The organism is Okeania sp. SIO3B5, from assembly GCF_010692555.1.
Classification (GTDB): domain Bacteria; phylum Cyanobacteriota; class Cyanobacteriia; order Cyanobacteriales; family Microcoleaceae; genus Okeania.
Genome location: NZ_JAAHHG010000131.1, coordinates 1 through 22,448, shown reverse-complemented (window position 1 = coordinate 22,448; position 22,448 = coordinate 1). Strand labels below are relative to the sequence as shown.

Sequence of the window (22,448 nt, the reverse complement as noted above, 5' to 3'; positions counted from 1 at the left end):
TGGGTTTAAAGGAATAAGATATTTTGGATTAATGCCGATAATCCTCTACATTAAGTGGGAGTAGGGAGTAGGGAGTAGGGAGTAGGGAGTAGGGTTTAAAGGCATAAGATATTTTGGATTAATGCCGATAATCCTCTACATTCATTGGGAGTAGGGAGTAGGGAGTAGGGAGTAGGGAGTAGGGTTTAAAGGAATAAGATATTTTGGATTAATGCCGATAATCCTCTACATTCATTACTTAATTATTATTATTACTTAATAACTGAAGTTTATTGGAAGTATAGCATTATTTTTGGGAATTGGTATAACAGGAAGCAGGGAATAGGGAACAGGGAACAGGGAACAAGGAACAAGGAACAAGGAACAAGAAAAAAACGAATATATGTGAATAAGATAACTGCTATATTCTATCCTTTAAAGGAATACCTCAATTCTCACATCTGACTCCTGATTGCTATCTTAACGTAAGCATTTCCTGCGGAATGCTGCGCAAACAGCTATTAGCTGTCAGCTAGCCTCCTACAGAGAAACTGCGTTAACAGCAACAAGACTATCTCCTTAAGGACAGTATTTAAATTAAAATAGACTTTAAGGGCAAGGGAGCCAACTTTTGTAGTAAGACAATTAATAAAGCTTTTATCCTAAATTAAAAGCAATAGCTGAAGTTCGCAGTTCCTCCGGAGGAGGCTAGCTGAAGTTCGCAGTTCCTCCTGTAGGAGGCTGGCTGACGGCTGAATGCTTACGATTGCTATCTTAACTAATCTTTTGTAAAAAATTACTAACAGCTTTAATAAACTCTGCTGTTGACTCATAAGGTAAAACATTTCGCCCTGATATTTCACAACCCTCTCCTTTAGCTAACAACTTTAAATAACTATTAATTCTTTGCTCTGACGTTTCAATTTGCTCAGTTTTACTAATAGTTGATGCCTGCTTTCCTACTAATACTAAAGTAGGTTGATTAATTTGAGCAATATCTTGACTAAAATCCTGCCTCCAAAACCCTGCTAAAAAAGAAAAAACAGCATATTGACTTTGGAGATTTTTTGCTCCTTTTTCTAAAGTATCTAGCCATTCTTTATCTACTTCTTCTTTATTAGCAAATAACTGTTTTTTAGAAAAAGAATCTAAAAATTTTCGACTCCGTGCATAGCGATAAAAAACTTTACCAATAGGTGAATAAAAAAGATTCCATCTCAATTTTTGACTAACAAGTGAATCAGCCTTAGTCATCAATTCCAATTGAGGTGGACCAGATAATATTAATCCATCAATTAAACTTGATTTTTGCTGTAATTTGACCAGAGATATAGCCACAGGAAACAAAGCACCTTGTACAACTAAAATTACTGGTCTTTGTACAACCGTCTCTAAAAAATATTGTAATTGTTCAGCCCAGTCCATAGGATAGTAAGCCACAGATGGCATATCACTTTCACCACACCCTAATAAATCTGGACTATAGATAGGATTGAGTAAACCTCGCTCCTGCCATAAAGAACAAAATCGATGCCAGAAACTTTTAGATAAACCTACTCCAATAGGATGCAATAATAGTAAAGGTCTAGTAAAACCATCTCCTTCTTTCTGAGGATAAAATTCGTAAGCACAACCGTATTTTTTCCAGGTATAAAACTCTTTCATCTGTTCAGATAATGAAATATTTTTTGCATATACTTATAACATAAATATATAATAACTCTGAAAATGGTTGTGTAGAAAACATCTATATAAATTAAAGAAAAATAGCTCATCTGATTCTCGGTAAGAGTTTCAGACACTTTCTCTATTTATCTATGTTCAGATTTGTTACAAATAGTTGAGAACTGCCATATTATTTCTGCTCAAAATATATCATGAATATTGTTATTGCTCCCCCGAGTAATGATATAAATGGCTTATCCAAGGACTTTAGCTGTAGAGATTTAAACGCCAGTATTAATTTAAGAGATGCGGTCGGCTTGACCGTAAATGCCTGTGGACGGAGTGCTGCCGACAGTTCCGGTGGAAGCAGGAAGTAAACATTAAAATGTCGCCCTTGTGACGTTTTATATCGGTTTTATAAAGCAGTCAATACACTTAATAACTTTCTTAATTAAAAAATCTCTTTTTTGCATAACCTCAGTTTAGCTCAGAAATATACGATCTGCGAAAACAATAGGCCATAGCAAAGTCAATTTTATGGAATCTGCTAATCAAGAGTAAAAAATTCTGGCGTTGCTAATTCTGGGTGTGATTTTGCCCCCCTAGCCCCCCAATTTTGGGGGGAATAAAACTCTAAAAGTCCCCCTTGATCCCCCTCCCGTCCCCCGCAGGATCGGGGGAAGCCAGATGTTGCTGCGCTTTTTGTTGAACGGGGGATGCGCGGGGGCTTAACCAGAACCAAACAATCGCGCATTCATACTTCAATTCAGCAACGCCAAAATTCTTATTGATAAAACTCTGGGCAATTTCAACTCGCTGCCTTTTATTCAGCATAACATACGAGGTATAGACTTTGCTTTGGTAGAAGTTGAGGATAATTGTTAATTGTACCAAGTGTACAAAATTCAATTCCCTAGAATAGACAATTTGGTAGTCCTGTAGCCATAATGGTAATACTAAGTGGAAACAACCAACACTTAGAACGGGAGCAAGATACTACCACTGGCAATACCATGACAATGCACCACTACCGACAATTTCAATCAACATTAATTTGTGCCAATTTACTTGTTAATTTTTTTTAGGAGATAGAAAATATGGCATTCGTACAATTCGATCCAAATGTAAACACAGTCCAAGACCTAGTAGATGCAATCCTAGTTCCAGGAGCTAACTTGACAGTTACACCTGGTTCTATAAATTTTGAAGGTGCAGTTGTTCCACTCTCCCCTAGCGTTGGTGGCACTTCCCCAAATGGCATTGGTCAATCCTCATTTTATGATGGTACTCTGCCTTTAGGAATTGATCCAGGCATCTTGCTTACTTCTGGCGATGGCTCTCCACCCGACCTAAATACTGATTCTGGTTATAGTATTGACCAATTGGGGAACTCCGATCCTGACCTGCAAGTTGTGGCCGACAGTGCTTTTTCTGGAGCTGGTGAAGTTCTGGATGCAAACATTCTAGAGTTTGAATTTGTAATCGAAGACCCCAACGTCAGCTCTGTCACCTTTGATTTAATTTTTGGGTCTGACGAGTTTCCTGAGTTCTCAGATAGCTCTTTTGTGGATGTAGCAGGAGTGTTTGTTAATGGTAACAATGCTGCATTATTCAACAACGATCTTACTCAACCTTTAAGTGTTATCAGCAATAATCTAGTATTAGGCAACTTCATCGATAATGCCAATAATATTCTTCCCATCGAATATGATGGGGTAAGCTCTACACTGACTGTTTTTGCCCCCGTCCAACAGGGAGAAAATACCATCAAGTTCGGTGTTGCTGATACTGGTGACCAAATCTTAGATTCAGGTCTGTTTATTGCTAACCTGAATACTAGCGACTTAGATATAGGTGATCCAGATGATGGTGGCAGTGGTATTTTGATAGATATTCCTGGTACTGAGAATAACGATGTTGTAGTTAGCGATGACCCAGAAGCAGATATAGATGAGTTCTTTGATAGTGGTGATGGTGATGATACAGTTGACGCTGGTAATGGAGATGATATAGTTGCTCCAGGTGCTGGTGATGATAATCTCAAGGGTAACGATGGTGATGACAACTTGAATGGTGGCATTGGTGACGACACTGCTAGTGGTGGTAACGGTGAGGACGATCTAGGTGGAGATGGTGGTAACGATAAACTACTTGGAGGAGCTAGTGGCGACCTGATAGTAGGTAACTCTGGTAATGATATTTTGTTAGGAGGAACAGGGGACGATACTCTACTAGGAGGTATTGGTCGCGATCGCCTCAATGGTGGAGCAGGAGACGATGTACTCACAGGTGGCGCTAGTATTGACCGCTTTATCTTCAATAGTAATGAAGCATTTGAACCAGAGGATTTTGGTATAGATGAAATTACTGATTTTTCTCAAACACCAGGAGACATAATTATTCTAGATCGCAGCAGTTTTACTGCTATAAACAGTGCTGCAGGAACAGGCTTCAGCATCCCAAATGAGTTTGATGTCGTTTCTAGTGATGCTGCTGCAGCAACCTCAGATGGAGTAATTGTCTACAACAGTAGCAATGGTAACTTATTCTATAATCCTAATGGTAATTCACCTGGTTTCGGTAGTGGTGCTCAATTTGCAACTTTAACAGGTAGTCCATCCTTAGGAGCAGACGATTTCTGGATCAGAAATTAGCGATCGCTTTTTGGAAGTAGGGAGTAGGGAGTAGGGAGTAGGGAGTAGGGAGTAGGGAGTAGGTAGGGACGTTGCATGCAACGTCCCTACTTTTTTGGTGGAGAAGTTGATTATATCAAGTTGCACTGATTAACCACAATATAAAAAGATGGCATACTTCTCAAGAGTCATCTTAAGATGACTTAAACTATTAGCCAAGGATTGAAATCCTTGGCGAACTTGGCTTGGCGAACTTGGCGAACTTGGCAACCATGTCATCCGCCAAGAAATGAATTTCTTGGCTCAAAGTAGAAGTCATCTAAAGATGACTAAAGATAGCTAATTTATAATGGCTAATTAATGAGACTTGATATTAGACATTTATTTGGTAAAAATACAAAATCAAATCAATTCTTATCCATAAATTATGGCGTTGCTGATTCTGGGTATGATGCAGAGCTACCCGATCAAGCCTATTTTGGGGGGAATAAAACTCTAAGAGTCCCCCATTCTTGGGCAGGGTCTATTTATTGTCACGCGATCGAAAAATTGATGGGGGGATGGGGAGATGGGGAGATGGGGACCTACCCCTAACCCCTATTCCCTGTTCCCTATTCCCTATAATGTTGACATACTCCCGACGTTGCGCATGGCGCGACAACGCGGGATTCTTCAGTCAGAAAAAAATGACCGCTGTTTTAACAGAGGTGATGTCCTCCCCCTGTGTTGACCTTAATAATAACATGCATATCTCCTAGCTTGTCAAGGGTATAGGAAGGTTTTATTTGTGGAGGTATCCTACTCTTGGCCCTGGCTTGACCATCCCTCCGCTCCCCTGACCGAGAGCGCGGGACTTCCCGCCAGGGAAGTTAAAATGCAAATTGAAGCGATATTATTTATACAGTATATTTATCGCTTATTATAGGAGTTTCCTAATATGTCTGACTTTTCTTCCCTAGACCTGAATCAACCCATAGAACAACCTTCCATTATAGACACCCTCCGTCAACCAATATGGATAGCACTCTTAACCTCTGTGGGCATCCATGCCATATTAGGAATTAACCTGCCAAAATTATCCCTATTCTCCGAGAAAGCCAAATTACCACCAACAGTAGGATTAATAGAATTAACACCAGAACAACTCGAACTCCTCCCTCAACCAGAAGAACCAGAAATTACATTCTCAACCATACAAACACCATCCAACTTATCCCCCATTTCACCACCATCTCCAAGTGAACTACCTTTTGTCTCCGAATCATCATCCTCAGAACTACCAACAATACCTGTAGATCCCTCAGATTACAAGTTACCAAAATTACCACCAAAAGATTCTACTACCTCATCCTCTTCTACCCGCTCCAGATCCACTCCTTCCGTCTCTAGGTTGCCCAGAAATTCATCACCAAGCGAATTTTCCTACAATTATCCATCCATACCCCGGTCCCCATTACCAATATCCCCGCCCCCGTTACCTAGTAGAAATAGTCAACCACCAGAGATATTTCGAGTTGACTCACAACAACAATCAAATCAAAATGAAATAGATGAATATCAAATCAGAAAAAATTTGAATTTGACAGATGAAGTCTATGAGTCTGGTTTATCACGTCGTTCAACTCTAGAAATAAACCCTCAAGAACAAACTTCTATAGTTGAAAATTCAACTAGGGGGTCATACTCAGCTAATTTAAAATTGCCTCCACGACGTTACCAAGATAAAGAGGAAAATCAAATTGCTATTGCTCCAAATCAAAATGATACCAATACTCAAACAGAGAAACAACCTATAGCAACAGGAACTCCTCCAACTCCTTCAACTCCTCCAACACCAGACCCCACAAAAAAAGGGAGACTGTCAGAAGCACCAATAGTTAGGCAGTTACGAGAAGGAAAGACTATTCAGGATATAGTAGAAGAAACAAAACAACAACAAAAGATAGCTGTTGTTACTCCTGCACCAACTGAAACTAACAACTCTCAATCAGAAGTTGAAGTTGAAGTTCAGGAAACTCCTTCTGTTGCTCCAACTCCTAAACCATCTCCTACCCCAGAAACACAAAAAGAGTTTAAAGGTTCATTATTAGAAAAATTTGAACAACAAAAGCAACAAAAAGTTACCACGACTATTCCCGTCCCTCAACCATCTCCAACACCTGAAGAAAAAGTTGCTGCTGCTACTGTCGAAGAAACTAAACCACCAACACCAGTAATAACACCTACTGTTGAACCATCTCCATCAGTACAGCAGGAACCAGAACCTGAAGCATCCCCACCAATACAGCAGCAAGGAGAGTTTAAAGGTTCACTGTTAGCAAAACTACAGCAACAAAAGCAAGAAAATGCTGCTCTTGCTGAAGAATCACAATCAAGGGATAACGCTTTAGGTGCTGTGGGTGCTTATCTACAGTGGGCAATAGAATTGCAATTAGAAGAAGATAATTTGACTGAACCTACAACTATTGCTAATACTTATCCAGAAGCAGCTTGCGAGCAAAAGTTAGAAGGTAAAGCTGCTGTAGGAGTATTAGTTAGTCCAGATGGCGGTATTACTGATGGACCAAAATTATTACTAGAAAGTGGTCATTCAGTGCTAGATGAAGCAGCTATAGGTGCAGTCAATAATCAATCTTTTTCCAGTAGCGATCGCTCAAAACTTTATCAATATGAATTTAATTTTGATAGTTCTAACTGTAATACAGCAAAGTCAACAGCAGCAGAAGACGCACCAGTTGGAGAAAAATTACCAACTCAGGGTGGCCAAGAGGAGGAAGGTATACCTGAATAGGGTCTGCTGAAAAAATTGGTTGGTGGGGGTAGGACACGGGGACACGGGGACGCGGAGACGCGGGGACGGGTTGATTTGTGGGGGGAACAGGCAACGGTTTCGGCCATTAATGCGGGACGATTTTAATAGTTTTGTGGAAGTGGAATGGGCATCCCGTTCTTAATATTTTTGGACAGGCAGAGCATGGCAGGCAGGATGCCTGCCCCACATAACACTTATATTTATCAAAATAACATGGGTCTAAAACCCCGCCTTTTAGGGCGCAATATTTTTGGAGAGTTGCTCAAATCCCCTACTTCCCCTCCAGGGAGGGGGAGGGGCGAGGGGTGGGTTAACTTCTGACTTCTGACTTCGTTAACCCGCCTCTCAGCAATGCCAAAAAATCAGGAATACCTAATATTTCAGTTAGTCAGGATATATATTGAAACGAGCACGGAGGGATTCGAACCCCCGACACCCAGAACCGGAATCTGGTGCTCTATCCACTGAGCTACGCGCCCTCATACTCATAATAACAATAGCACCTTAAGTTTCAAATTGGCAATAGAAATAGCTATTATTTTTCTATTTATCCCTATTTTTGTTCTTCTATATCTGATAAACTGTATATTCTGTACCCGTAATATTTTGGTCGAGAGTCTAATCTGATATGGAGCCAAGCTACTCCACCACCCGCCGTACTTACCCAAAGTGGGCGGTCTGAAATTTGTTGTTGCACAGTTTGTCCCACAATTCGCCACAATGCCTGTTTTTGAACATCTGATGCACCACGAATGAAAGCTGCTAGATGAGAATAAGCTGAAAAAGCAGTTCCTTCCCTGGAGGAATTTGAATCCCTCGGAGATGGAACTACCAGTATTGCATCTTTCCCTAAATTTTCAAATACAACTATTCCATTGTTAAGATCGTCAGTTGTGAAATAATCACGAAATGTGGTTTTGTCTGGGTTACTTGCTAATCCTGGAGAATTAAGCAATACGAATTCAAATTGGCGGTTTGCGGTATCTTTTGTAATAGGTGGTGTTTCCCATCTATAGGCAGAAAAAGGAGACTCAGATAAAAGTGAGATAAAGAAGGAACGAAAGTTTGACTCATACTGCCATAAGTTTAAAACCTCACTATATGGTATTGGTTGCCCATGTTGAGTCACTTTGTATTTATAAATACGACCATCATTCAAAATTTCATGGGTTGCATCAAACATTTTTATCAAAGGTATCAGAATTTGATTTTTGAGTTTTTTCTTTCAATCATATCATGTCCGTTGGTATCATTTGTGTAAAAACTTCGGAAATATCTACTTTTTCTTTCTTTCAAATCTTTTTTCTTATTCCTTATCTGGAATTTATCATACCGATGCTGCCGGACTTGATGTCAGATGTATCTTCTCAAGTAATATATAAAACTGTAATTATATGAACGAAGGCAGAAGGCAGCTATGCTAAGGCCAGAAGGAACAATTGGATGAGGTTTCTAACTCCAACCAATTTTAGGCACCGCGAGTGAGGGTAGGGTTTTATCACCTTTTTAGAGAGCAGGAGTCAGAATTCCTTTCTGCCTTCTGCCTTCTGCCTCCTGCCCTCTGCCTCCTGCCTTCTGCCTTCTGCCTTTCTTGATAAATATACTCTAACAATAATATGGAAACAGCCAATCGTAACTTATTGGAAAAACTAGCTTCTCTATCAGACAATTTTCCTAAATTGGGTATTCGTCTCTCCCTAGCAGCTAAAGAACTACAGAATGCAGGTACTCCTCCTTCGGAAAGTTTACTAGAAGAATTGATGGCCTATGGTAGAGACTTTGCTACTCTCAAAGAGCAGGGACTAGAGTTGGCAAAAACATCTCAAGTTTCTGCTGGGGCAATATTTTCCTTCACAGACTTAGAAAACTTAATTAAAGCAATAACTTCAACCACAGAATCATCAAACAGTCAACCAGTTTTAGATATTCTTAATCAAATCTTGGCGATCGCTCATCAAGAGCAACCAGAATTTCCTCCTTTACAACCAGTTAAGGAAAAAGCCAAAGAATTACACCAATTAATTTCTAATACAAAATCCGATCAATTACCAGATGATGCTCAAGCTCTAATTGCAAATACACATCCACTTTCAGCAGTATTAACCCTTGTCAAACAGGGTAAAAATTTAGATGATGAGCAGTGGTTGGAATTGGAGGAAAAAGTTAATACCAGCTTTGACAAAAAACTAATGTTAGCTATATCTAGAGGAAAACTAACAATTCCTAATGATTCTTCACCCACAACATCTAGAGTTAAACTTCCGGCACTAGAAGAACTAGATAGAACTCAAAATATTGCTACTCAACCAACTAATACAAAATCAACTGCTCCAAGTTTACCACCTTTAATAGTAGTACCTTCTGGTGGTGCAGAACCTAATCAAACAACTATTGACGATCCAGATGTGATGATTTTAGAAGATCCAACACCTGGAAATACAAAACCTGTAGACGAAATTATTATTGTTCCTGGTGTGGAAGTATCTCAAAATTCTCCCACTGTTGAAAAACCAAATATGATGTCGGGAGAAACTACTAATCAAACATCAACAGTTTCTGTAGGGTTGAAAGTTTTAGTTCATATACAAAATATTGGCGATCGCATCTTTGGCAGTCAAGAATATGCAGGTACTCGAGGCCAAGGTTTTCGTGTAGAAGCTTTTCAAATAAATATAGAACCCTCTATTCCTGGATTAAACCTTGAATACATGGCTCATGTTTCTGGAATAGGGGATACTCCTTGGTTAGAAACAGGAAAATTAGCTGGAGAACGTGGCAAAGCTAGAAGAATAGAAGGATTTGCGGTTCGTCTTGCAGGTATTCAAGCTGCCAATTATGATGTATTCTATACAGCTCACGTTCAGAATATGGGAGATTTACCTGTTTATTCTAATGGTGCATATTGTGGTACTCGCAACCAAGCTCTCAGAGTGGAGGGTATAAAGGTTTGGATAGAGCCTAAGAGTTAGGCGCTGGAATTAGGTGATTTTCGTTATTAGGGAGCAGGTACGGACATTACCGAATAATTAATAATTAATAATTAATAATTAATAATTAAATAATTCTGGTTTAAAGCCTCCCCTTTTAAGGGGAAAAAAAGCGGTCGAGGGATGGCGAGGTCCCCTCGTCATATCCAATCGACCAAGAGAAGAAATAATATTTCTTTATATTCAATCAAGAACGGTTTTAACCAGAGGTAATTATCAATTATCCATTATCAATTATCCATTAATGAAAGCGCTTTCTGTTGTTATGAGGTACACCCGCGCGGGCAAGATGCCTAAACGCAGGCAAGATGCCCACGCTACATGATTTTCACGATTTATCCTGTACATCATTTGCCCGAAATCTGCTGTAATTATTTTATCCTACTGGACTGTGGACTGATATCATGTCCGGTTGAATACTTACACTTTGGAGTAGGTAAGGCAGGAGGCAACCCACCCCTAACCCCTCCCAGGAGGGGAAGGCAGAAGGGAAGAAAAGGCGCTCATGAGAAAAAATTTTTGATCACGCTCTTATCCGGACATGATATGACACAGCTAAAACTGTGCAATAGATTTTTATTTCTAGTAGACTGACACATCTAAAACTGTGCATTAGCTTTTAACTTGAAAATTCTGGCGTTGCTGATTCTGGGTATGATGCAAGCCCCCCTAGCCCCCCAATTTTGGGGGGAATAAAACTCTAAAAGTCCCCCAATTTTGGGGGATTTATATCATGTCCGGATAATCAGTGATGAAAAAACTTATCATGAGTGCTTAAACAGTAAATCTTTCTATTTTCCCCTCCTGGGAGGGGTTAGGGGTGGGTTCCCTACTCCCCTACTCCCCTACTCCCCTACTCCCCTACTCCCCTACTACCTTAATAATAAGTATTCAACCGGACATGATATTAGGGGGCTTTACCAGAACCAAACAATCGCGCACTCATACTTCAATTCAGCAACGCCAAAATTCTTACTTTTGACTTTTGACTTTTGAATTTTCAATTGAATCTAATGCACCATTTAAGGTGTGTCAGTCCACTACTCTATGTTCCCTGAAACCTAGAATTTTGTACCCGATAATTTGATAATTGCTATAGATTTATAGGATGACAAAAAAAGCAAAAAAAGTAGATATTAGCAGTAAACGTATAATTGGAATCGCCCCTAGTCGTTGGGTAGAATGGGTGACAAAAATTGCCAATGTTACTGTCAAAGAAATAATTTCTTCAGACTTCCAATGGGTAAGTCGAGAAGGAGATGTTTTAGTCCGTGTTTCCACTCAAGAACATGGAGAATTTCTGGTTCTGAATGAAATGCAATTAAGGTATGATGCAAAAATGCCACGTCGGATGCGTGCTTATGCTGCATTAGCAGAAGAAAAGTACCAAAAACCTGTTTATCCTGTATTAATTAATATTCTGCAACCAAGCCAAAATACAGAAATAGTCAATTGTTACGAGTCAGAATTTCTTGATGTGAGGGCGTATCAAAACTATCGAGTTATTAATCTGTGGGAAGTAGAAGCACAAGCAGTTTTCCAACAGCCACTTCCTTCTCTACTTCCTTTTGTTCCTATTCTTAAAGATGGAGGAGAAGAAGGAACTATCAGACAAGCATTACAACTTTTACGGGAGGATGAACAACTCTCAGAATTAGAAAATTTACTAGCATTTTTTGCTACATTTGTATTAGAAACGGAAGTAGTACAACAAATAATGAGGTGGGATATGGCAGTTTTACAAGAATCTCCTTGGTATCAACAAATATTACAAGAAGGAGTAAAAATTGGTCAACAACAAGGAATTGAAATTGGTCAACAACAAGGTGAACAAAGAGGTGAAAAACGTGGAATACTTTCTGGAATAGAAATAGGATTAGAATTAAAATTTGGCGAGTCAGGAAAAGAGGTATTTTCAGAGATTAATACTATTGAAAATATTCAGATTTTAGAAGAAATTCTTGGCTCTCTCAAGACTGTAGAAACTATCGATCAATTACGGCAAATTTATCTTAAATAGGGGGTAGGGGCGAATCGCGATTCGCCCGTACAGGAGTAGGGAGTAGTTAGGACAAAGGAGAATTATAAATGTGAGTTTTGTTTCTTTCCCTACTTTCTTTTAGTCTCATTATTAAAGGTGGAATGGAGTTATATTGCGCTCTTATTGGAAAATGATATTAGTATTACAACTAATGATTTTTTTGATATATAGTGTTTTCAAATGAAATGTAAATCTAGATTGAGCTTTTTTCTAATCAAAAAATCCTGTCTTGAGTATCCATTAATTATTGTGCAAACCTACTATTTAATAGTGTTTTTCTTCTTTACTGTTCCCTGTTCCCTGTTCCCTGTTCCCTTTTGAGCAAGACTCTGTTTCCGCATTTCAAATGAAAAAGCTATAGCATAAATTAGAATAATTATTCCTCTGAATCTTCTGCCTCTTCTGTTTCTGAATCTGAAGGAAATGATAATTGAATATTAATATCTATATTTAATGTATTTGAATTCTCAAAATCCATATTAACTATCTTTACCAGCGCCTCCGAAGGCAAAGAATTATGATTTAATTTAGATTCAACAGACGAGAGCGTTTTATATCCTGCATCTTCCAACCATGTATGAATATTTCTCCAATTTCCCATCTGTTCGCTCGATGTATCCACAAGTTGCTTGAGATATTGGTATAAAGTTTTGCACACATACACCTCAACACCTTTAGGACTTCTATATAGTTTCTTAGCTATTTCAGCAGGACTATGACCACAGAGTATTCCCCGTAAATAAAGCTTTTCTGTATCTGTTAATCCCTTGCGAGAGCCAGGAGAGATTCTTCGCTTGACTGCTGCTAAAGCTTTATAGAGCCTTTCTAAGTCCCAATATTTTGCAGCTTCAGCAAAAACTTCATCTTTTTTTGATGCCATTTTATGCTATGCAGATAAACACCTAACCTAAGCATAACCAAAAATCCTAACTTTTGCTAGTTGAACCCTAGCATTAACTCGCTTATGATTAATTTTACTTAGGTGATAAATATTACTCAAATATACTTAGATAAGTGTAAACACTGAATAAAAATTCCGAAAACTATCACCATCTCCAGAGAATTACGGATATAGATATTTTCTTGTATTTAGTAATCCTTGATTTTACTTAATTCTATGGGGAGGATAATAAATTTTATTATATAGATAGGGTGGATTTTGTCGTAAAAATTCATATAAATCTAACAATGAATGATTTAGAAATATTAGAGGGAACAGGATTTTTAGACCAGGCGATCGCTGGTTTTAGTAATCAAGAAACTGAGACGTTGGGGATAAATAATATTCCTAGTAGTGATGTAACTTCAGGGGTTAGTATTCCGACTCAAACAACAGATGACAGTGACGCTTTACTCCTTCCAAACAACCCCAGTATACTAAATGTTAGTGGGTTAGCAGGTAAGGATTTATTAACAGGTGAAATAGCTTTCCAGGTTTCCGAACAACTCAAACAATTTGCTGCCGATCCTAATTTTTCAGACAAAATGAATTTGGCTTTTGGCGATAGTTGGAATGTAGAGACTGCTAATGCTATAAGTCAACAGTGGTTAGCAGGTGACTTTAGTCAAATTCCAGAAATAGAAGTTGTTTCTACTGATGATATTGCTGGAGCAGATGGAGCTTTTGCTGGTGCAACAGAGACTATTTATATATCTCAGGAATGGCTAGAGCTAAATGCGTCTAATCCTGGAGAGATCGCTTCCGTCGTCTTAGAGGAAATAGGTCATTATTTTGATTATGAAATTAATATAGTAGATGCTGCTGGGGATGAGGGGGCGATTTTCTCTGCTGTTGTCAGAGGAGAGGAGTTAACTGCGACTGAAGTAGCAGTGTTAAAAGCTGAGGATGATAGTGCAGTTGCTGTTATAGATGGCCAGGAAATTTCTATTGAGAAGTTTGACTTTGAAAATCAGTGGTATGTTAAAGCCTATCGTTTAGAAGATTGGAAGCAGTTTTCCATTGATATAGACAACAATTTTGGGTCTAATACCTTAAGTAATGGGCAAAAAGGTTTTTCTGGGAATTGGGGACAAGGAAGTCCTAGATCGGCAATTCCTGATGATGATTTTGTTTTAGAACTGTTTACGCAAGCTAATTTTGAGGCGGGTAAAACATACACATTCAATGTTAGAGCCGATGACGGTTACTGGATCACTAGCTTACCAGTTGATGGTGGCAATACAGAAGTTATTACAGATCCAAGAAGATTCAGTAAAGCCTACGGTGGTAACACTCATGTGTTTACACCCGATACAACAGGCAAATATTGGATTGCAACAATTTACTACGAGCGAGGTGGAGATGCCTATTTTGATTTAGCTTGGTCTGCTGAAGAAGTATCACAAGTATCAGGAACTGCGAGAAATGATGATGGTGAAGAAAAGAACATCAGCATCCAATCAATTGATGGCGCAGCGATCGAACCCAATACTCCTACATGGTTGGTTATTCACGGCAATGCTAGCAATTCAGGAAATATGGGAAATTTAGCCAATGCTGTAAAAAGTGATGCCCCTGACGACCACCAGGTTTTAACTTTAGATTGGAGTAGTGCAGCTAATAACGACTTTGATATTTTTAACCCAGAGTCATGGGTTGCTGGCTTAGGAGAGTCTACCCCTTGGATTCAACCAGTAGCAGAAACAGCTAAAAGTATGCTGAGTAACTTAGGAATATCTGGCGATAATCTGAACCTAATTGGTCACAGTCTTGGTTCCTATGTATCTTGGGAAATTGCCAATATGAATTCTGGAGGCGTGAATAACGTTATTGCTTTAGACCCAGCCACAGATGTCCCAGGATGGTATGAAACAAGAAATATTGATTTTTCAGAAGTTTCAGATAATTCTTGGGCATTTGTGGGTAGTCCATTAGGCTCCATTGCAAGGGCACACACAGCCGAAGAGTCCTTTCAAATGCAATTTTTCAGTCTTGTGAACCCATTTGAACAGCATAGGGCAGTACATGAAGCATTTGCAGATTTTCTAAGAAGCAACACAGAGTTAGGTGGTTTGGACATTTTTACCTTAAAAAATATGGGTGAATACTCCTTCTCCGCTAAAGATGGTTTTGAGTGGACGTTTTCACCTATAAAATCAATTAATGGTAATTGGTACATAGACAGTTCTAAATCTTTTACATAATTATTATCTCCTAGATTTAAGATTAGTAGGAAAAAAGGCGTTGGTGAAAAGAGGTATGATATCTGTCCGGAATAAGAGCGCGATAGAACTCTGTTCCGCTTACCCGACCAAAAAACTTTCTCCTTATATTCGGGGTTTCTTGTTCTTTCTTCCCTCCTGACTCCTGACTCCTGACTCCTAAGTAATTAAGATTAGTATCATATCCTAATTCACCAACGCCGGAAAAAAGATATAGCTGGCTTCTGAGCAAAAATGAGTGTTACTATCCCAACACTAACCACAAAATCAATACACTTAACTATGGAACAAGATTTAATCTTACAACAGCAAATCGAACCACCGGAACTACCAGTTTTAGTACCTCCTTCCATTACCCCACCAACTATTCCAGAGCTACCAGTAAACAACCCACCCCAGGGTGCGCGAACACCAATTTCTGGCGAAACTGACTCCCTAACAGGTGAAGTAGTTCATCGTTTTTGGGACGAACAAACTCAGTCTCACTTTTTTACTGCTAGTCAAGCCGAATTTAGCGATCGCCAAAACAACACTAATCGCTATCGCTACGAAGGGATAGAATTTAACACCCCCTCTTCCGATATTACAGGAGCATTACCAGTATACCGATTTGAAAACCAACAAACGGGTACATTTTTCTACACCCTCCAGTCCCCAGACGAAATTACAAGTCAGTTTCCAGTGTTAGAAACTGATGGTATAGCCTTCTACGCTTTTTCTGAAACCACTGCCCCTGCTGATGCAGTTCCCGTTTACCGCTTTTTCAATGAAAATGCATCTGCATCAACAGGAACCCCAGTTCACTTTTTTACAGGTACCGAAGAAAACAAAGACAACGTTATTGCCAACGTTCCCGGTTTTACCTTTGAAGGACCTGGTTGGTATGCCTTTGAGAGCTAAAGTAAACAATTCTTAGCTGTCTAAGTAGAAAGCGATCGCTCTATTCACTGCTCAAAATATAGCATTGCTGAGGGGCGGGATCAATATACAGCAGATTCCAGGTATATGAGGTACAAATATAAATCGTAAAATTCTTGTAGTGCGGGCATCTTGCCCGCGACTGATGTACCTCACTAATATGGAATACGCTGTAAGTGGTAAGTGGGAGCAGGCATCCTGCCTGTCTCCATCCTGCCAATAAATCTTCTAATTTTATGAAGAATGGCTTAGAGAATCTTGCATTATTTCTTTCAATTCTAACTTAACTTGAGAGAAGTCAGGAGATCCCCCCTAACCCCCCTTTTCAAGGCAGGGCTGTTTCATTCTCAATAGACGCGGGGACGCACCAGACACACCAGACACGGGGATAGGGGCTTTTAAGCGACGTTGAACTAAATATTTTCTCAGAGCTTAACGACGCGTACTTTGCTGAAAAATCGGCAAATTTTGACAAATTTCACTGTTCCTCTATGCCCATTACTCCCATTCTCCCGCTCATCGTTAATATACTATACTTTGAAACAGCCCTGCCCTTTTCAAGGGGGGAACTGGAAGTCCCCCTTTTTAAGGGGGATGCGCGGGGGATCATTGATGTACTTCTAATTTTATGAAGAATGGCTTAGAGAGTCTTGCATTATTTCTTTCAATTCTAATTTAACTTGTTCATATTCCACATACATTTTATCTAGTAGCTGCAATGCTCCTTCAGTCATTTTTGATCGACCTAATATTTCCATTTCTCTGCAAATTTCAGCTAAATTGTATGCTCCGATGCTACCACAACTTCCATTTAAGGTATGAGCTTGTAATGTCATTTTTACTACATCTTTTTCCTGAATCGCAGTTGCAATATTTTCTAATTGTTTAGAGCTTTCCTCTAAAAAAATATTACCCATATTCTCAATAAAATCATTTGCATTTTCCCCAAACAGTTCTCGCAATCTGTCTAAAGCATCTTGATCAATTGCAGGTTTAGCTGATTCTGAATTAGTTTTGCTAGAAATTTCACTCTCAAAATCTTGATGTTTCACTGGATCGGACAATTGCTCAGAATCTCCATTTGCATCTGATATTTTGGGAGATGATTTAATTAATTGTTCATCCAAATCTTGAGATGATACTAGCTCTGCTTCTGCAAAAGTTTGAACTGGTAATGGTTTCTCTATAGGCTCACACTTAAGTAATGCTTGAATCAACTCTTCCACTCGAATTGGTTTACTGATGTAATCATCCATACCAGCCTCTAGGCATACTTCGCGATCGCCTTGCATGGCATTCGCTGTCATAGCAATAATCCGAGGTCGTTTGGTAGCATCCCTTTCCGTAACTATCCGTTTTGTGGCTGTTAAACCATCCATTTCTGGCATATGGACATCCATGAAAATCACATCATAGGGCTGACGATCTATAGCCTCAATGACTTCTATACCATTACTTACCACATCAGCATAATATCCCATCTTTTCCAGCAATTGTACTGCCAACTGTTGATTCACTATATTATCTTCTGCCAACAGTATTCTCAAAGGCAAACGTTTAGCCATTTCTGGATCGATTTCCAACTTTTGGGGAGGACGAGATTGCTTGACTTTAATTGGCTGTCCACCGAAAACTTTGAGCAAAGTGTTGCAAAGTTCAGATTGCTTAATAGGTTTATTCAGGAAAGCAGCAAATTCACTTTCAAATTCGTCTAAATTATCTTCGAGGTATGCAATCGAAGTTAACATCACTAAAGGCAAGTCGCTATATCGAGGATATGTATGAATTTCTTGGGCTAAAGTGACACCATCCATTTCGGGCATTTGCATATCCAGAATAGCCAGATCGAATTCTTTTTGGTTATCTAATTCCTGGAGTGCTTCCTTCCCTGAAGCCACTACCCTGGGATATATTCCCCAAGATTCCATTTGGAATTTGAGAATTTTACGATTGGTGGCATTGTCGTCAACAACTAGAACTTTCTTATCGTTGAGTATAGACTCTGTATTGAACAAACGTTGATTAGTATCCGAGTCAAGGACTTCAGCTTTAATCGTAAAGTAGAAGGTTGAACCCTCTCCCACTTGACTCTCAACCCACATTCGACCTCCCATCACTTCACTGAGACGTTTAGAGATAGCTAATCCTAAGCCAGTACCACCATATTGACGTGAGGTAGATGAGTCCACCTGACTGAATGACTTGAATAATCGATCCTTCTTATCTTCAGGAATCCCGATTCCTGTATCTTTGACAGCAAAACAAATTTCTGTCTGGGTATCATCAAGAGATTTAGAACTGATGGAAACTACAACTTCCCCCTCATGGGTAAACTTAATAGCATTTCCCAATAAATTTACTAAAATTTGTCGTACTCTCGTTACATCCCCAAGCACAGTATAAGGAGTCTGCACATCAATCATGTAAGCCAATTCTAAGTTTTTGTCTGCTGCTTTCGGAGCCAATAGATCCAAAGCATCCTCTACACAAATATGAATCTCAAATGGCTGCTTCTCTAACTCTAGATTGCCAGATTCAACTTTGGAAAAGTCTAGAATATCGTTGATAATTGTTAGCAGTGAGTTCCCACAATTACGAATAGTTTCGACAAAATTGCGTTGCTTTTCCTCTAGAGGGGTATCCAACAACAATCCCGTCATACCAATCACCCCATTCATTGGTGTCCTGATTTCATGGCTCATTGTGGCTAAAAATTCCCCTTTGGCTTTCATGGCAACCAGAGCTTGGTCCCGGGTTCGTTTTAATTCTTCTGCTACTTCCTGACGTTGTATTTCTCCACTAATCCACTGAGCCATCAATTTCAACAGTTCCTGATTTACTCCTGTAAAGGGTGTCAGGCGAGGACTAAGGCTAGAAAAACTCAGAGTACCATAGACTTTGCCATTACAAATTACACGGATACCAATGTATGACTTTAATCCAAATGTAGTATGGCAGGGATGATTATTCCACTCAGGGGTATTCGCAGATTCAATACAAACGATTCCTCTGCCTCGCATGGTTTCTTGGCAGTAGGCTTGTTTGAGTTCAAAAACTGCTCCTTTAATCGTAGCTTTACTGGGAAGTTGAGCTTCAATAACCTGATAGCGATCGCCTTCTATCTGGGAGAGAATCCCAATCTCCATATTAAAATTTCTTCGCCCCATGGCTAGCAATCCTTGTAACCGTTGTTCAAAACTGCGACCTCGAGCTGAAGTAATTTTGTATAGAGCTTGGATAGTTTCTTTGCTTTTCTGAAGTTCTTGAACTCTTTGAGCCATTTGAATCGCGATTGTTAAATGCCCTGCGATTTCATCCATGAGTTCTAAGTCATTATCTTGCCAATCTCGAGGAGCACGACACTGATGAACTATTAACAAACCCCAAAGTTGAGTGGGAGTGGCTACAACAAAGCCATTATGACGCTTCAGATTAGCATCTCGATCTGGAGCGCAAAAAATCGGCAGAACCAGATTAGCTTTAACTTCAAACTGCTCTAGCAGTTGGCGATGACATTCAGTTAAATCTGCTGTTTGAATATCATTGACATTCCAATGATAACCATTCTGATAACGAGTTACTTCACAACTTTGGAAACAGGTATCTTGAATCTCTAGATGTAAAGTCGGTGTCCATTCTTCCCCCACAGATTCAGCCACAACTGTACCATTCATGTCCGCAGAAAATTGGTAAACAACTACGCGATCGCTATCCAACAAGGAGCGAACTTCTGTCACTGTTGTTTCTAGAATTGTTTGTAAATTTAAGGAAGACCTAATCTGATTAGTAATCTCTGCTACGAGTTGTTCTCGCTTAACTTGTATATCTAGTTTGCGAGATTTTTCTCGTTGTTGTTCTAACTCATTCTCTTTGACTTTTTGAATTGTTTCTTGACTTTCCTGAAGTTCTTGAACTTGTTGAGCCATTTGAATCGCCACTGTCAAATGTTCGGCAATTCTGTCAATTAATTCTAAGTCAGTTTGTCGCCAGCTCCGAGGAGCGTAACACTGATGAACTATTAATAAACCCCAAAGTTGATTTGCTGGATATGTGTTATTTTCAAGCTTTGAGTTAATGTATTGACTTTGAAGGCTAAAAATTGGTACAACTAGATTAGCTTTGACTTCAAACCGCTCTAGCAGTTGGCGATGACATTCGGTTAAATTTGCTGTTTGAATATCATTGACACTCCAACGATAACCATTCTCATAACGAGTTACTTCACCATTTTGGAAACAGGTATCTTGAATCTCTAGATGTAAAGTAGGTGTCCATTCTTTACCCACAGATTCAGCCACAACTGTACCACTCATATCTGCAGCAAATTGGTAAACAACGACGCGATCGCCATCTAACAAGGTGCGAACTTCTGTTACTGTTGTTTCTAAAATTCTTTGTAAATCTAAGGAAGAGCGAATCTGATTAGCAATCTTGGCTAAGAGTTGTTCTCGCTTAAATTGTATATTTAATTCGCGAGATTTTTCTCGTTGTTGTTCTAGCTCGCGCTCTTTGACTTGTTCAATTGTTTCTTTACTTTCCTGAAGTTCTTGAACCTGTTCAGCCATTTGAATCGCGATTGTGAAATGTTCGGCAATTCTGTCAATTAATTCTAGGTCACTTTCTTGCCAGTTTCGCGGAGCTTGACACTGATGAACTATTAATAAACCCCAAAGTTCACCAGAAAGATCGGGTTCTGCATTTTTTTCAAGCTTTGAGTTAATGTATTGCCTATGAAAGCAAATAATCGGTACAACTAGATTAGCTTTTACTTCAAACCGCTCTAGCAGTTGGCGATGACATTCTGTTAAATTTGCTGTTTGAATATCGTTGACGCTCCAACGATGGCCATTCTGATAACGAGTTACTTCACCACTTTGGAAACAGGTATCGTGAATCTCTTCATGTAAAGTAGGTGTCCATTCTTTACCCACAGATTCAGCCACAACTGTACCACTCTTGTCAGCAGCAAATTGATAAACAACCACGCGATCGCCATCTAACAAGGAGCGAACTTCTGTCACTGTTGTTTCTAAAATTGTTTGTAAATCTAAGGAAGACCGAATTTGATCGATAATCTTGGCTAAGAGTTGTTCTCGCTTAACTTGTATATCTAGTTGGCTAGCTTTTTCTCGTTGTTGTTCTAACTCACGCTCTTTGACTTGTTCAATTGTTTCTTTACTTTCCTGAAGTTCTTGAACTTGTTGAGCCATTTGAATCGTGACTGTCAAATGTTCGGCAATTCTGTCAATTAATTTTAGGTCAGTATCTTGCCAATCTCGGGGAGCGCGACACTGATGAACTATTAATAAACCCCAAAGTTGATTGACTGGATATGTCTTGTTTTCCAGCTTTGAGTTAATGTACTGACTTTGAAGGCTAATAATTGGTACAACTAGATTAGCTTTTACTTCAAACCGCTCTAGTAGTTGACGATGACACTCGGTTAAATTTGCTGTTTGAATATCGTTGACACTCCAACGATGCCCATTCTGATAACGAGTTACTTCACCACTTTGAAAACAGGTATCTTGAATTTCTTGATGTAAACTAGGTGTCCATTCTTTTCCCACAGATTCAGCCACAACTGTACCACTCTTGTCCGCAGAAAATTGATAAACAATGACGCGATCGCCATCCAACAAGGAGCGAACTTCTGTCACTGTTGTTTCTAGAATTGTTTGTAAATCTAAGGAAGACCGAATTTGATTAATAATTTTTGCCAGAAGTTGTTCCCGTTTAACTTCAATGTCAAGTTGACGAGTTGTTTCTTGCTGTTTTTCTAGTTCTCTATCTTGAATGCGTTTAATTGTATTAATAAATCTGTAAGCAGTTATTAATACTGTAGAAATTGCAAATGCTGCAATCAAAATAGTAATTAGGAACCATTTATTTTGTATTAAAATAGAAAGATATGGTAAAGTCATTTCAGTTATCAGTTATCAGTTATCAGTTATCAGTTATCAGTTATCAGTTATCAGTTATCAGTACCTCTGCCTGTTTGCGTAGCATTCCGCAGGAAAGTCAGAGGCTTGAAATATTGAACCTTATTTTCTCTTATATCATGTCCGGATAATTAGTGATTAAAAAACTTATTATGAGTGCTTCAACAGTAAATCTTTCTATTTTCCCCTCCTGGGAGCAGGGCTGTTTCAAAGTATTGTAGATTAACGATTTAAGGAGAACGGAAGATGAGGGGATAGTGGAACAGTGAAATTTGCCAAAATTTGCCGATTTTTCAGCAAAGTACGCGT

Annotated in this window: 13 protein-coding genes and 1 tRNA gene; 8 read left to right on the top strand and 6 right to left on the bottom strand. The window is 39.1% G+C overall.

Annotated features, from left to right (window positions below; translation table 11 throughout):
• Nucleotides 1–753: 753 nt before the first annotated feature.
• Together F6K54_RS18590 and F6K54_RS18585 are read right to left on the bottom strand one after the other, a co-directional pair.
• Entirely contained in the window at nucleotides 754–1,644 is an 891-nt protein-coding gene (locus F6K54_RS18590; RefSeq protein WP_293080288.1) for an alpha/beta fold hydrolase, read from the bottom strand.
• A gap of 633 nt (nucleotides 1,645–2,277) precedes the next feature.
• Entirely contained in the window at nucleotides 2,278–2,538 is a 261-nt protein-coding gene (locus tag F6K54_RS18585; RefSeq protein ID WP_293080285.1) for a hypothetical protein, read from the bottom strand.
• 53 nt (nucleotides 2,539–2,591) lie between these two features.
• On the opposite strand from F6K54_RS18585, the gene F6K54_RS18580 reads away from it, so the two are divergent.
• The 4 genes from F6K54_RS18580 (at nucleotide 2,592) to F6K54_RS18565 (ending at nucleotide 7,068) form a co-directional block, all read left to right on the top strand.
• Nucleotides 2,592–2,729 carry a hypothetical protein gene (locus F6K54_RS18580; RefSeq protein WP_293080282.1) on the top strand — a complete coding sequence of 46 codons (138 nt, stop codon included), beginning with the start codon at nucleotides 2,592–2,594 and terminating at the stop codon, nucleotides 2,727–2,729.
• A 12-nt stretch (nucleotides 2,730–2,741) separates the two neighbouring features.
• Nucleotides 2,742–4,298 carry a choice-of-anchor L domain-containing protein gene (locus F6K54_RS18575; RefSeq protein ID WP_293080280.1) on the top strand — a complete coding sequence of 519 codons (1,557 nt, stop codon included), beginning with the start codon at nucleotides 2,742–2,744 and terminating at the stop codon, nucleotides 4,296–4,298.
• Between the two features lie 339 nt (nucleotides 4,299–4,637).
• Complete coding sequence (locus tag F6K54_RS18570) at nucleotides 4,638–4,871, top strand: hypothetical protein (protein ID WP_293080277.1); 234 nt, start codon at nucleotides 4,638–4,640, stop codon at nucleotides 4,869–4,871.
• 343 nt (nucleotides 4,872–5,214) lie between these two features.
• On the top strand, nucleotides 5,215–7,068 hold the full coding sequence (locus tag F6K54_RS18565; protein ID WP_293080275.1) for an energy transducer TonB: 1,854 nt from the start codon (nucleotides 5,215–5,217) through the stop codon (nucleotides 7,066–7,068).
• 427 nt (nucleotides 7,069–7,495) lie between these two features.
• Here the strand turns inward: F6K54_RS18565 and F6K54_RS18560 are convergent.
• Nucleotides 7,496–7,568 (bottom strand) — tRNA-Arg (locus F6K54_RS18560).
• Nucleotides 7,569–7,642: 74 nt separating this feature from the next.
• Nucleotides 7,643–8,272, bottom strand: coding sequence for a DUF6940 family protein (locus F6K54_RS18555; RefSeq protein ID WP_293080272.1), 630 nt, complete (start codon nucleotides 8,270–8,272; stop codon nucleotides 7,643–7,645).
• A 433-nt stretch (nucleotides 8,273–8,705) separates the two neighbouring features.
• Here F6K54_RS18555 and F6K54_RS18550 point away from each other — a divergent pair, with 433 nt between their 5' ends.
• Nucleotides 8,706–10,058, top strand: coding sequence for a hypothetical protein (locus F6K54_RS18550; protein ID WP_293080270.1), 1,353 nt, complete (start codon nucleotides 8,706–8,708; stop codon nucleotides 10,056–10,058).
• A 1,126-nt stretch (nucleotides 10,059–11,184) separates the two neighbouring features.
• A complete protein-coding gene (locus tag F6K54_RS18545) occupies nucleotides 11,185–12,096 on the top strand; it encodes a transposase (protein WP_293080268.1) in 912 nt (303 codons plus the stop codon).
• Between the two features lie 397 nt (nucleotides 12,097–12,493).
• Here F6K54_RS18545 and F6K54_RS18540 read toward each other — a convergent pair whose 3' ends face one another.
• Entirely contained in the window at nucleotides 12,494–12,997 is a 504-nt protein-coding gene (locus F6K54_RS18540) for a DNA-binding response regulator (RefSeq protein ID WP_293080265.1), read from the bottom strand.
• Nucleotides 12,998–13,305: 308 nt separating this feature from the next.
• On the opposite strand from F6K54_RS18540, the gene F6K54_RS18535 reads away from it, so the two are divergent.
• Together F6K54_RS18535 and F6K54_RS18530 are read left to right on the top strand one after the other, a co-directional pair.
• On the top strand, nucleotides 13,306–15,261 hold the full coding sequence (locus tag F6K54_RS18535) for a hypothetical protein (protein ID WP_293080262.1): 1,956 nt from the start codon (nucleotides 13,306–13,308) through the stop codon (nucleotides 15,259–15,261).
• A 252-nt stretch (nucleotides 15,262–15,513) separates the two neighbouring features.
• A complete protein-coding gene (locus F6K54_RS18530) occupies nucleotides 15,514–16,179 on the top strand; it encodes a hypothetical protein (protein WP_293080260.1) in 666 nt (221 codons plus the stop codon).
• A gap of 644 nt (nucleotides 16,180–16,823) precedes the next feature.
• Here the strand turns inward: F6K54_RS18530 and F6K54_RS18525 are convergent.
• Nucleotides 16,824–22,121 (bottom strand): GAF domain-containing protein, encoded by a 5,298-nt coding sequence (locus tag F6K54_RS18525; RefSeq protein ID WP_293080258.1) that lies wholly within the window; start codon nucleotides 22,119–22,121, stop codon nucleotides 16,824–16,826.
• Nucleotides 22,122–22,448 lie beyond the last annotated feature (327 nt).